At 74.2% G+C, this 12531-nt stretch carries 12 protein-coding genes and 2 pseudogenes; 1 reads left to right on the top strand and 13 read right to left on the bottom strand.

Annotation, left to right across the window (positions count from 1 at the left end):
- Window positions 1-76 precede the first annotated feature (76 nt).
- From CCR87_RS02245 to CCR87_RS02185, 13 genes and pseudogenes are all read right to left on the bottom strand, one after another.
- Window positions 77-1867: a hypothetical protein gene (locus CCR87_RS02245; protein WP_201155741.1), complete on the bottom strand. Its 1791-nt coding sequence runs from the start codon at window positions 1865-1867 to the stop codon at window positions 77-79.
- Window positions 1864-3399: a hypothetical protein gene (locus CCR87_RS02240; protein WP_201155739.1), complete on the bottom strand. Its 1536-nt coding sequence runs from the start codon at window positions 3397-3399 to the stop codon at window positions 1864-1866. Before CCR87_RS02240 ends, CCR87_RS02245 begins: the two co-directional genes overlap by 4 nt.
- The gene (locus tag CCR87_RS02235; RefSeq protein ID WP_201155737.1) at window positions 3396-3845 is read right to left on the bottom strand and encodes a GPW/gp25 family protein; all 450 of its coding nucleotides are present in this window, start codon (window positions 3843-3845) and stop codon (window positions 3396-3398) included. The genes CCR87_RS02240 and CCR87_RS02235 overlap by 4 nt, the downstream gene beginning before the upstream one ends.
- A gap of 22 nt (window positions 3846-3867) precedes the next feature.
- Window positions 3868-4260: a PAAR domain-containing protein gene (locus tag CCR87_RS02230; RefSeq protein WP_201155735.1), complete on the bottom strand. Its 393-nt coding sequence runs from the start codon at window positions 4258-4260 to the stop codon at window positions 3868-3870.
- A 17-nt stretch (window positions 4261-4277) separates the two neighbouring features.
- Window positions 4278-4979, bottom strand: coding sequence for a phage baseplate assembly protein V (locus CCR87_RS02225; RefSeq protein WP_201155733.1), 702 nt, complete (start codon window positions 4977-4979; stop codon window positions 4278-4280).
- A gap of 331 nt (window positions 4980-5310) precedes the next feature.
- A complete protein-coding gene (locus tag CCR87_RS02220; protein ID WP_201155731.1) occupies window positions 5311-6264 on the bottom strand; it encodes a hypothetical protein in 954 nt (317 codons plus the stop codon).
- A gap of 1 nt (window position 6265) precedes the next feature.
- Window positions 6266-6871 (bottom strand): hypothetical protein, encoded by a 606-nt coding sequence (locus tag CCR87_RS02215; RefSeq protein ID WP_201155729.1) that lies wholly within the window; start codon window positions 6869-6871, stop codon window positions 6266-6268.
- Between the two features lie 68 nt (window positions 6872-6939).
- The gene (locus tag CCR87_RS02210; protein ID WP_201155727.1) at window positions 6940-7545 is read right to left on the bottom strand and encodes a hypothetical protein; all 606 of its coding nucleotides are present in this window, start codon (window positions 7543-7545) and stop codon (window positions 6940-6942) included.
- Window positions 7545-7805 carry a hypothetical protein gene (locus CCR87_RS02205; RefSeq protein ID WP_201155726.1) on the bottom strand — a complete coding sequence of 87 codons (261 nt, stop codon included), beginning with the start codon at window positions 7803-7805 and terminating at the stop codon, window positions 7545-7547. The genes CCR87_RS02210 and CCR87_RS02205 overlap by 1 nt, the downstream gene beginning before the upstream one ends.
- 793 nt (window positions 7806-8598) lie before the next feature.
- The gene (locus tag CCR87_RS02200) at window positions 8599-9498 is read right to left on the bottom strand and encodes a hypothetical protein (protein ID WP_201155724.1); all 900 of its coding nucleotides are present in this window, start codon (window positions 9496-9498) and stop codon (window positions 8599-8601) included.
- Window positions 9498-9890 (bottom strand): hypothetical protein, encoded by a 393-nt coding sequence (locus tag CCR87_RS02195; protein WP_201155722.1) that lies wholly within the window; start codon window positions 9888-9890, stop codon window positions 9498-9500. Before CCR87_RS02195 ends, CCR87_RS02200 begins: the two co-directional genes overlap by 1 nt.
- Window positions 9891-9922: 32 nt before the next feature.
- A complete protein-coding gene (locus CCR87_RS02190) occupies window positions 9923-11365 on the bottom strand; it encodes a hypothetical protein (RefSeq protein WP_201155720.1) in 1443 nt (480 codons plus the stop codon).
- A 129-nt stretch (window positions 11366-11494) separates the two neighbouring features.
- Window positions 11495-12025 (bottom strand): annotated as a pseudogene (locus CCR87_RS02185) (transposase); the annotation flags it as partial.
- A gap of 72 nt (window positions 12026-12097) precedes the next feature.
- On the opposite strand from CCR87_RS02185, the pseudogene CCR87_RS02180 reads away from it, so the two are divergent.
- Window positions 12098-12390: pseudogene (locus tag CCR87_RS02180) on the top strand (hypothetical protein); the annotation flags it as partial.
- Window positions 12391-12531 lie beyond the last annotated feature (141 nt).

Here is a 12531-nt window from a genome sequence, read left to right as displayed (position 1 = left end):
AGCGGCTGCGCCCCCGGGATGCCCTGCGCGGCAGGGTGCATGGCCCGCGGTGCGGTGCCCATGGCGTGCGGGCGGCTCATCGCCCACGCTCCGTGCGCAGGGCATCCCGGGGGCGCAGCCGCTCGGTCACCTCGATCTCCACGGCGCCGCCGATTTCCAGCGCGTCGCGCGGGCGGGCGGCATCGGTCAGCGCCAGCCGGTCGGGCAGGATGCTGAGGCCGTCGCGCGGCCGCACGGGCTGGGGTGACGGCGTCAGGTCGGGCGCCACGGTCAGCTCCAGCGCGTCGCGCGGGCGCGGCGCCGGGACCGCGGCGGGGACGATGTCGGTGCCGCCGTCCACCCGCAGCGCGTCGCGCGGCCGCGCGGTGTCGCTCGCCGCCAGGTCGGTCACGGTCAGAAGCCGCAACGCATCGCGGGGGCGGGCGGCGGTGGCCAGCGCCAGCCCCAGGTCCAGCGTCAGCGCATCGACCGGACGGGCGGCTTCGCTCAGGGCGATCTCGGTGTCGGTCACCCCGATGTCGTCACGATCGGCCAGCAGGTCGGCGGGGACGCGCACACAGCCCGCCAGGCGGAACCGGTCCACCATCCGGTCGAGCCAGTCGGCCCGGTGCCCTTGCGCCGCGTCGTCCGCCCCGGGGGCCAGCGCCCCGGGGGGCAGGCGCAGGGCAAATTCGCCCGGCCGTCGGCCCACCCAGACCGCCGACAGGCTGATCTGTGCGCGCTGCAGCACCGGCCGGAACGGCGCGCGCAGCACATCGGTGGTCGCGGACAGATCCAGCGCGGCCAGCCGCCAGCGCGACAGCCCCTCTCCCAGCAGCGAGGGCATGGGGATCGGTGCGTCAGCGGGCAGCGGCGCATCCCGGTCCACCGGATCGACCAGCGCGCCGGTGAACGCGACCCCGCCCCGCGGCCGCAGATCCAGCGCATGCCCCGCCGAGGGGTCCGCCCCGGCCGATGCAAACACGCTGTCATCGGCGATGGCGGCGATACCGGCCAGCAGGTCGTGCCGCGTCCCGTGCAGCTCGGCCGCCCCGCGGGTGGTGGTGCGGGCGCCTGCGAGGTGCTCCCAGCGCATCCGGGCGATGTCGATGCGCAGCGCCCCGCCGGCGGGCAGGTGGCGGTTGACCACCACCACCCGGCCGAGGTCGCGCTGGATCAGCGCGAACGGGCCGAAGGGGGCGCTCACCGCGATCTCGAACACCGGGTCGGGACCCAGCGGCGGCTCGGTCTGCATCAGGTCCGGCAGGCTGGCCAGCGCGGGGTTGTGCAGGCCAAAGGCAAAGCCGCGCCCAAGGCCCGGCGCGGGCCTGATCCCGGCCCGGTGCAACCGCGCCGGCGCCGTCAGCACATCCGCGGCAAAGGCCGAGCCGTCGGCATGGCGCACGAACACCCCGCGGGTCTGGCCCGGCCCGGTGGTGCCGCTCAGCCGCGCCTCGGCCAGCGCCACCGCATAGGTCCGGCGCGGGCCGATGGCCGCGCGCAGATCCGCCCCCGCGGCGATGCCCACCAGTCGCAGCATGCGCTCGGCCGTGGCCGCCCCCGACAGCGCCAGCGCCGCCACCGCCTTCAGCCGCGCGCGCAATGTGTCGGGCGTGTCGCCGGGCCATGGCGCCTGGTCGTGCAGCGCGCCCAGCCGCGCGCCATCCTCAAGATCCTCGAAGAACGCCAGCGCCCGCGACCGCTGCACCGATTCCAGCGCCCCCAGCGCCGCGCGCAGCTGCGCCCGTCCGCTGCGCACGATCTCGGCCAGCGGCTCGCCCCGCCCGTCCAGCGTCCGGCGATAGGGCGCGGGCAGGTGCCGCGCGATGGGCGGCGCGGCCGGATCGGCGGCAAGGCCTCTGCGGCGGTCCTGCCCGGGGCCGGTCATGTGCCCTCCTCCCAGCGCAGGGTCACGGGCTCGGGCCGCAGCCGCAGCAGCGCCCCGTCGGGGATGTCCAGATCCTCGGTGCCCGCATCGCGCAGCGACAGCTCGGTGCCCTCCCGGCTGTCCACCACCAGCAAGGTCAGGCCGTCCCGCGACAGCGCATCGGCAAAGGCGGTGATGCCGTCCTCGCCCCGCAGCGCGTCGTACAGCCCGCCGATGCCCAGAACCGCGCCGCCCTTCAGCGTCTCGACATACCGGCCCAGCGCCGCGGTCACCTCGGCGCGGGCCCGGGTGGCCTCGTCCTCGGCCGGGGTCCCGGCATCGAAGCGCAGGATCAGCGCGAGGGTCAGCACCGGCTTGTCCTCCAGCGCCACGGCCACGCCGCCCTCTCTCGACAGCACCAGCCGCTCGGAGGCGGTCACCGACACATCGCCCACGGGGACCTCGTCCCCGCCCACCCGGAACCTGGACGCGCCCACCAGCACGTCGGCCACACCGTCGACCCCCATCAGCCGGGTCAGCAGGCGGTTCCACACCAGCCCCTCGCCGATGGCCAGCCCCGCCACCGTTTCGGCCACCACCGCCTCGCAGGCCGACACCAGCGCCAGCGCCTCCTCGGCGGTGGCGGGGGGACCGGCGGGGCGGATCAGCAGCCGCCCGCCCAGCGCCTTGCGCCCGGTGCGCGCCAGCCGCGCGACGATGCCGGGGCCCTTGGCGCCCTCGATGGCGGCGCGGATGCGGTCGAGGTTGCGCTCCACATCCGCGGGGTCGGCGTCCAGCGCGATCTCCAGTTCGCCCGGGCGCAGCGGCGGCCCGTCCGAGCTGTCGCCGGCATCCCGCAGCTTGACGCCGTGGATCTCGTCGATGGCCAGCAGTGCCTCGGTCAGCGCCTTTTCCGTGCCGCCCCCCGCCGCGGCGATGGCCATGCGCGCCCGCTCGCGCAGGGCCGCGTCGCTTTCGCGCGCGGCGAGCGTCACGGAGGGCGCGGTGAACTCCAGCCCCGCCACCCCGGCGATGGGGCGCAGGAAGCGCGCCTGCCCGCCGGCCACGTCGTCGGCGGTCACCGCCACATCGTCCAGATCGCCGTCCACGGGGGCCGCGGCCTGCAGCGTCAGCACCCGCGCGGCCTCGCCCTCGGCGATCTCGAAACTGTCCGAGACGCGGTAAATCGCCCGCCCCCCGCGCACCAGCTCCACCGCCACCTGCGCGCCCCGCGGCACGATCACCCGGGCCGAGATCCGGCTGTCGCGCCGCGCCCGCAGCTCCAGCGTGGCGGCATCCCCGCTCAGCCGCTCCAGCCCCAGCATCGCCACCAGCTGGTCAAGCGAGGCGCCCTCGGCGGTGTCGATGAAGCCCGCGTCATAGACCGCCTGCATCCGGGCATGGAGTTCGGCGAACTCCCGCGCGGTGGCCTCGACCAGGGTGCGCGCCACGCTGCCCGGCGCCACGTCGGTCAGCACGCCGCCCGCGCGCAGGTCCTCCAGCATCGCCTCGACGATCTGCTGATAGCTGCGGCGGGCGCCCGCGGGGGTCATGGCCCCCCCTCCGCAGCCCCGATCAGCGCGCCCAGCGGAAAGGTGAAGGCGCCGCCGGGCTCGATGTCGATCTGCACCTCCAGCGCGCCGGGGTCGGCGGGATGGCGCGCCAGCGCCACCCCCAGCAGCCGGAACCGCGGGTCGTCGCGCAGCGCCTCGCGCACATAGGCCGCCGCGCGCGACAGGGTGCGCGCGTCCAGCGGCTCGCCGATCAGCAGGTGCAGCCGCGAGCCGAAGCGGGCATGCCCCAGATGCGCCAGCGAGCCGCGCGGCGTGGCCAGCGCCAGCCAGGCCGCCTGGCCGATCGCCTCGGGTCCGCGCACGGTGTCAAGGTCCCATCCCGCCGCCGTCGCCCGTCGGTCCAGCCGCAGCGCGCTGTCGGCGCGGCGTGCGGGGCGCAGCCGGATGTCGCTCAGGTCCCCGTCGGCGTGTTCGGCGCGGCGCATGGCTTGGTGTCTACCTCCCTCGTCAGCCCGCGAAAACCGTACCGACGGCGATCACGCTGCCCACCGGCAGGTCGGTGGGGTCGTTGCAGGTCAGCGCGGTGTCGCCATGCCGGGCCAGCGGCACGCCGTTGACATGGACCGTGGCCGAGCCGGTCAGGATCTCGCCCCGGTTTGCGGGCGGCGACTGGAAGGGGCCGCCCTGCGGGATGTGGGGCGGGGTGTTGTCGGCGGTGGCGCCCCGGGGCGCGGCGGGCTGTCCGTCGATGAAGACGTCGCGCGACAGCCCGCCGTTGATCGTGCCCAGGAACGGATGCGGCAGCGGTGTGGGCACCGTGCCCGTGCCCACGGGGATCATCACCACATGGGTATCGGTGGCGGTGATGCTGTCGTTGGCCTTGGCTGCGGGTTGGCCCATGTGATCCTCCCCCAAGGTCAGTTCAGGTCGATGCGCGTGGCCGACAGCGCCATGCTGCCGCGGGCGCTGATCTCGGCATTGCCGCCGGCCTCGATCCGGAGGTTGGCGCCGGCGCGGATCGCGATGTCGCCGTCGCCCGCGATGGTGACCGCGCCCGAGGCGTCCAGCGTCACCGTCGCCCCGCCCGAGGTCACCGTGACGGTCCCGGCCTCGCCGTCGAGTTCCAGCGCATGATCGCCCAGCCGGGCGCGCAGGACCGAATCGGCGGCCTCCAGCCGCGGGCCTTCGGGCAGGTCCACCGACCAGCTCCGGGCGCCGTTCGCGCCGGCCGCGGCACGGGCCTCCAGCCGGTCGGCGGGTGCGGCGTGGTGGGGCAGGCGCAGCACGCAGGCATCGGCGGCGACCTCGGGCGGCGGGGTGGTGTCGGACCACACGAACCCCACCACCACCGGCTGGTCGGGATCGCCATCGACATGGGCCAGCACCACCATGTCGCCCACCGCCGGTGGCGCCACGGCACCGAGGTAGCCACTGGCCACCGGCACGGCTTCATGCACCGCCGCCGCGCCATGCAGCCGCACGTCGCAGGCATAGGGGCGGCGGCCCTCGGCGTCCGGCAGATGCACGGCCTCGACGATCCCGAAGACCGGCGCCCCGGTCGGCGCGCGTGCCTCCAGCTCGGCCCGCACGACGCGGCGGATCAGCCCGACGAGGTCCATCACCGCCACTCCCGGTGCCGGTTTCCCACCCCCGGGGCCGCCGCGCAGCACAGCCTCTGCCCCGAAGCCGGGGCATCGTGGTCCCTCTGCGCCCGGCCGTCGCGGGCCCCGGGCAGGGTCGGGGCGGCCACTGGCGGGACGGACCGGCATGACGGCCGAACAGCTGATCCCCGCAGGTTGCGGGGCAGGGGGGGGACCCGCAGGCCGCCTGTGGCGCCGCTCCGGTCGGATGACGCGGCCAGACACGCCTGGCCCTGCGGCGCCCGCGCCGGGCCGGGCCGGGCGCCCCGCGGCGCCCCGTGGCACAGCGCCCGATGGAGGGGCTGCGGCCTCATGCCGCCACCGCGTCCGAAAAGGAATACCGCGCCACCAGCCCGCCCTCTGCCGTCAGCGTCAGTCCCACGCGCTCCACCCGCATCGGCCGCACCGGCGCGCCGCGCGTATCGGGCAACAGCCGGACATCGCCGGGCGAGAGATCCTCGGGCAGGGGCGTCGTCAGCGCGAGCCCACCCGCCCCGGCTGCGCGCCGGGCCGCAAGGGCCCGGCGGTAATTCCCCACATCGGCCAGCGTCCGTAGCCCGGCGGCGCGCCTTGTGGCGCAGGCCTCCTCCGGCCCCTCGGCCATCGGGCCCGGATCGGACAGCGGCAGCGTCGCCGCCAACGGCCCGCCCGCGCCCAGCGCGCCCGCGCCAATGGCCCGCAAGGGTCCACGGTCGGCCGCGCCGGCGATCCGCTCCAGCCGCAGCGCCGCACGTTCGGCCGCGACCGCCCCGCGCGGCACCGCCAGCCCCAGCGCGACGGTGGACACCCGCCCGTCGGTGCCGCAGGCCAGCGCCATCCCGCCCAGACGGGCCATGCGCATGGCATGATCCAGCACCGTTCCCTGCGGCCCAAGCACCACCGAGGGCACCGCATGCCCCGGCAGAAGCCCCGCCACCTCCACCCCATGCCGCGACAGCAGCGCCTCGATCACCGCCCCCCCGGTGGTCTGGGCGAACCGCTCGGCCGACATCGGCCGCAGCAGCGCGGCCAGCGGCTCCAGCACTGTCAGCACCGTGCCCGTCCCGCCCGCGCTGCTGCGGGCCACATGGCCGGTCATCACCCGCAGCCGTGCGTCCTCCTCCGCCACGCTCAGCACCGCCGAGGCCCCCGGCGCGGGCGCCGCCACCCCGGCGGGCAGCACGATCTCGGCCATCCCCACGGGATGCGCGAGGCCGCGGTCGATGCGCGCCGCCCGCACCGGCGTCGCTGCCCCGGCCCCGTCGAAGCGCACCTCCAGCCGCATGTCAGTTGCCTCCGCCCCCGGTTTTCAGCGCCAGCGACAGGAACTGCACCGAGCGCAGACCGTAGGCCACGAAGATGGTGTAGGCATCGCCCGCCGCGATGGCGGCGCTGATCTTCTCCAGCTCGTCGCCCACGCCCTCCGTGCTGGCGCTGCCGCCCGTGCCGGCGTTGACCACATCCACCACCGCGGGGAACAGTCCGTACGGACTGCCGGCGTAATCGCCCTGCACGGTGCGGGTGTTGAGCGCGTTGAAGGCGTCGATGCGGTCGGACACGCCGATCTCGTCCTTGATCTTCGTGGCCTCGGTGATGACCCGCGACACCTCGGTGACCGCGGCCTTCACCGCGTTGTTGATGGCTCCGTCGCCCGGTATGCCGGCCAGCAACGTGTTCACGGCGTCCTCGACCCCGGTGCCGACCGTCAGGGCGTCCATGTAGGATTGCAGCGCGGTGACATGGGTGGTCACGTTGGAGATGTTGCTGTCCGGCCAGATGGTGTCCGGATCGAAACTGCCGCCGCTGATGATCCTGTTCATCTCGTGCAGCGCATCGTTGATCGCCCTGCTGCGGGCGTCCAGCCTGGTGAGAAGTTCGGTTCCCGTGGCCATGACCGCTTGTTCCTTCTGCTGACGTTCCCGATGTGTCGTTCCGTGATCTGATCGCCGGGCTGCCCCGGTCAGCGGGCGGCCGCCGCGACCTTGCCCGCCGAATTCAGGACCTCCTTCAGTGGCTCGAGGCCCTGCACCAGTGCCATGGCGTCCTCCAGCAGCGCCGCGGCCTTGTTCACCGCATCCAGCGCGCCCTGCGCCGTGCCCATGGCATCGGCCAGCGCGCCTGCCGCGGCCGCCGCCCCCGCCGCGTCCATGGCGGCGAGGTCGTCCAGAAACCCCGGGTCGAACCCCCCGGGCGCGGCCGGGGGCGGGGCCACATGGCGGCGCAGCGTCAGGCCGTAGAAATAGACCCCCGGCGCGCGGCCGGTCTGGGTGACATCCAGCGTCTCGGGCAGGGCCTGTTCGATGTCGGCCGCCACCGCCGCCGAGGCGGTGAAATCCGCAGGCGCGCCCGCGCGGAAGAAGGCCCGCAGCGCCTCCAGCCGCTCGGCCGCGCCCGCGCCGCCGGCGATGCCGCGCAGCTCGATCGCCGCGGCGGCTTCGCCGAAATCCTGCACCAGATCGCCGTCCCAGCCGGGGATCGGCTGCGCGGCCAGCTTGCGGCGCTGGCGTACCCGGATGTCGGTGACGCCATCGAGCTCCAGATCGCCGATCAGCACCGTTTCCACCATCACGCCTCCTCCGGGTCGTCGAGTCCGTGGCGCAGCAGGTCCGCGGCGGCGATCCGCCCGAGGCTGTCGCGCACCCGCAGGTCGAAGGCGAACGCATCCACCGACTGCTCCGCCGCCTGCTCCGCCGCCTGCGGCCCCCTGTCCGCCAGATCCTTGGGCCCGGCGGTCGCCCGGGCGCCGAGCGGATGCGCCGGCATGGGCATCAACACCTCCAGCATCCCCAACAGATCGACATCGCCTCCCGCGCCGCCGCGGGGCATCGGCGCGGCGCCATCCGCCTGCGCCCCTGTCGGCCCGGCGGCCGCCGCAGTGTCGGCGACCGGGTCCGCCCGGCGTGCCGGGCGCAGAGCGTCTGCCGCCTGCCGCGCGGGGCCGCCGACCGCAGGCGTGGCGGGGCATGGCCCCGCCCGTACTGCGCCCCGTGGCATCAGGCCGGGACTGTCGGCGATCATCCTCGCAAGCAGCCCCGTCGGCGCATCGCTGGACTGCGCCCGGCGCGCCGCCGCCGACAGCAGCGCCCGACCCAGGCCCGTACGCGCAGGCGGCAGCCGGGCAGGGGGGGGCGTGATTGCCGAGGCCTCCGCATGTGTCCCCGCCGGGGCGGTGCCCCGAACCGCAAGGTTCCCGGGCGTCCTCGGTCCGTCCGGTGTCCGGTCGGGCACCTCGGTGCGCGCCGGGACCGGCCCCGTTGTGTGGCCTGGGACCGGCGCCGTAACGCCAGGCGCTGTCTTGGCCTGCGCGTCCTGCCCGCCCGTGGCTGGCGGTGCCGCGCGCGGCACCGCCGCCTTGCGGAGAGGCGCGGGCGTCGCCGTCCGCCGCAGATCCGGCGCCGCGCCCACGGCCGGCGCGTCGGGCACCGCGGCTGCTGCCGCCCCGACGGTCCCGGCCCGTGGCCATGATGGGGGGGCCATCGGCGCCAGCACGGTCGTCGCCAGCGTCCGCCGCGCCCCGATCCCGGCCCGCCGCGCAAGGCCGTTGGCGGCCAGCGGGCACAGCCGGTCGAGGGCCAGTGCCAGCCCCGGGGCCAGGCGCGGCCGGAGGCGGAGGCGGGGCTCAGCCATCGCGCACCACGATGCGGGTCAGCGTGTCGGGCAGGGCGCCCCGACCCGGATCATCCGGCGGCCGGTTCGCAATGGCAGGCGTCGCGGCGCTGCCGGCCGCGCCCACCAGTTGCGCCGCGGCGCCCAGCCTGCGGGCGGTGGCGGCCGGCAGGGCCTCTGCCTCGGCGGGGCTCAGGCCATAGGCCAGGCACAGCCCGGCCAGTTCGATGTCGGGATGGGGCAGGCCCGCGGCCAGAAAGGCCTCGATTTCGGCCGCGGCATCGGGGTCGGACAGCGCGCGCGCCTCGCGCGCCAGCGCCTCGCCCAGCGCCACCGGCAGCGCGGCCACCTCGGCCCGGCCCAGCGCGCGGCCGCCCTCGGCCAGCACGGTGGAGGCGGCCACCAGCGCGATCTCGTAGCCCGCGGCATCCACGCTGGGCACCCCGTCCACAAGCCCCAGATGCGGCCGCAGGCAGGCGTTGCGCTCCGCGAGGCTCAGCGGGCGCAGACGCAGCGCCGACACCCCCGACCCCGCGGCGCAGCGCAGCACCACCGTGTCCCCGTCCCGCGTTACCCGCAGATCCAGCGCACGCGCCTCGGCGTCGAACAGCCGCGCGCCCTCGGCCAGCAGCGCATCGGCCAGATCGGCCGGCATCGCCGCCACCGAGGCCAGCGGCGCAAACTCCGCCGCGCCGGGCGGGCGCAGCCGCACCGCGCGCCGCAACCAGCCCTGCAGCAGGCGGTCCACATCGGCCTGTGCGCCGTCCTCCCCATCCCCGTCACCGGCGGCCCCGTCCAGGATCCGCAGCCAGCCGCCCCAGTCGGGCAGCACCACGCGATACGCGCCCTCCGGCCGGCACAGGGTGTCGGGCGCGCCGGCCTCCGCCTGGGTGGATGGCGCGGCCGGGTCCATCAGCCGCCGCCTTCGCGCGTGGCCGAGAAGTCATAGAGCGTCTCGCCCACCCCGCCCACGCCCAACGCAAAGCGCTTGCCATGGGCATAGCATTCCTGCAGCGAGATCACGTTCTCCTCCGGCCCGTCCTCGCCGTCGACCTGGGTGGAGATGACGATCTGGAACGGCTGTCCGGCGGCGAATTTCACCTCCAGCGCCGGCACCGTGCTGCGCGCCTTGATCACCCCGATGACCCGTGTGGTGCCGAACACCACGCCGATGCGCTCGGCCTCGCCGATGGCGGCGATGTCCAGGGTGGGCCGTTCGGTGACGAAGCTGATGTCCTGCAACCCCTCGACCGGTTCGCCGTCGATCAGGACCTTGCTGCGGTTGGCGCTCAGTATCCTCGGCATCGGTGGGCTCGCCTCCCCTCGGGCAGCAGCGCTCAGAATGCGCGCACGTTGATCGTGGCGTAGATGAAGTCGATGGCGCGCACCGGCCGGATGGCGATGCCGATGCGCACGATGCCCGCGGCGGCATCGGCATTGGTCGCGGTCACGTCCACCTCGAAGGCCGGCGACAGCCCGTCGGCCGAGGGCACCAGCGCCCCCTCGCGCTCCATCGCGGTGAAGGCCTCCACCAGTCGCTGGCGCAATGCGGACCGCTGCGCCTGGGTGTTCAGCAACCCGATATAGTCGATGGCGATGTTCTGCACCTTGCGCACCGCGCGGTCGGCGGTGCGCTGCACGTTGATCTGGAACTGGCTGGTGGCGATGCCCTTCACGACCGCGACCCCCTTGCGCGGCACGCTGCCCACCGGCAGCAGCCCCGCCGTCAGCAGCGCCCGCAGATCGCCGTCCGAGAACGCAAAGTTCGGCTCGGCGATGCCCCGCAGCGTCTTGAAGGTGGGCGAATGGAAATAGGGCAGCGCCGACAGCAGCCCCGCCACCGCCCCCACATGCCCCGAGGGCGCGGCCAGCACGAACCGGTCCGAGGTCAGCGCCGCGGCCATCCTGGTCGCCGCGGTCATGTCCGGCCGGGACGTGCCATGGGGCGGGATCTCGCCCAGCCCGATGCGGTTGCGCGCCTGCCGGCTCATGGCCTCGCAATGCGCAATCACGGCCGAGTGCAGTTCGGTCGCGGTGGTGGTGTCGGAGATCCGGTTCGAGGCGATCACCATGTCCACCTGCGGCGCGCTTTCAAGCCGCGCCAGCGCCTCGCGGAATGCGCCCAGCGTGGGTTCGGCCCCGCCCGCAAGTGCTGTGGCCGCGGCCTGCGCGTTGGTGTTGGATGGCATCACCCACCCGCCCGCGGCAAAGGAGGGCACCGTGGCATCCATGGAGATCAGGCTGCTGTCCTCGTTCACCGTCCGCATGAAGAAGCGCGGATCCTCGGCCTGCCCGGACAGGTTGCGGAACGCCTCGGCCACCCGGCCGCTGCGGGCCTCCGCGGAATTGGCATAGACCAGCACGTCGACACTGCGGCCCGCCCCGCTGCCCTTGGTGATGAACACCACCCGCAGCGCGTTGCCCCAGACCCCCGCCGCCCGGGCCCGCACCTGCACCGTGCCTGACTGCGTGTCCCCGCCCGAGGCCACCATCGTCACCGGCACCGGGGCGGCCGCCCGTGCCCCGGCCGTCGACGGCACCGAAGCCACCACCAGCGCCCTGAGCCCGTTGGCAAACGCCAGCGGCACCTCCGGCATCGACGCGGTTGAACCCGGCCCGTAGAGATCGCTGAATTCCTGGAGTGAGCCGACCTCGCGCAAACGGTCGCGATCATTGGCCGTCTCGCAGGGGCCGACAATGCCAAGGACCCCGGCCGCCCCGATGCCACGCGGCACCAGTTCCTTGACCACTGTGATCTGCACGCCCGGGATGGTCAGCATGGCAGCCCCCCTTGCCTCACCGAAAAGTGTAAGGCCGCAGCGGCCCTTGGTCAATCATGGATTGCAGGGCGGGCGGCCCGACAACCGAACCGGTGCGTTTGGGTCCGAGTCAGAATGGTCTGAATGATTTCATGCTCTTGCGATGAGGCGGGTTCGGCGGCGGATGTGGGCGCCGCGCAGCCATGCCTCGACCCTCGCGATGGTTTTTTCCCACACCCTCGCCAGACGGCGGCAGCGGCCAGGCCATGCGAAGGCCCCCGCGATGACCCACCTGCGGGGCAGCACCTCGCAGCCCTTGGCGGTGTCGGAGCGCTTCACGATCTGCAATGTCCAGCGCCCGAGGCTGACAAGCGCGTCGCGCAGTTTCGGCCTGGCACAGCCGCCGTCCGCGAACATGTGGCGCAGAGTTGGGGCCTCGCGATGCGGCCAGGCAAAGAGCCCGGACGCGCCATCGCAATCCTGAGTGCCGGCGCTGTGGACCGTGCAGGCGAGCAGGTTGCCGCAGGTGTCGGTGATGACATGGCGCTTTGGGCCCTTGATCCGCTTGTCCGCGTCGAAGCCGAAAAGCGACTTTTTGTCAGAGGCCTTCACGCTCTGGCTTTCGATCACGCCGGCCGTCGGCTGCGCATCCCGTCCCGCCGCGTGGTGCGCCTGCGCGACCGGCGATTGGCCTGCCCCCTGAAAAGTGGTCCTCCCTGAGGTAGGCTTTCGAGCCCGATGGAGGATGCAGGGATGCCCCAGCAGAAGCACAAGTCGGAGGAGATCGTCGCGAAGCTCCGGCAGGTCGACATGTTGGTATCGCAGGGCCGGTCGGTGGCCGAGGCTGTGCGCACGATCGGCGTGACGCCGTTCACCTGCTACCGTCGGCGCAAGGAATTTGGCGGCTTGAAGACCGACCAGGTGAAGCGGCTGAAGGAGCTTGAGAAGGATCGAGCCATCGAGGCGCCACCGGTTCGAGCCCGATGGCGAGGGAGCGGCGTCGGAAGGCGGTATCCGATCTGACGCTGGAGAAGCTGATCCTTCGTGGTGAGCGCAGGCGCGCCATTGATGGTGTGGATGGCCCCCGCCTTGCGGCATCGCGATGTGCCAGAATGGGGCTGCGAAGCAATCCATTCGAGGGGAGCCATCCATGGATCATCCTATCACCATCGGCCTCGATCTGGCCA

The organism is Rhodobaculum claviforme (assembly GCF_016653255.1).
GTDB classification, from domain to species: Bacteria; Pseudomonadota; Alphaproteobacteria; order Rhodobacterales; family Rhodobacteraceae; genus Rhodobaculum; species Rhodobaculum claviforme.
This window is presented reverse-complemented; position numbering and strand designations above follow the sequence as displayed.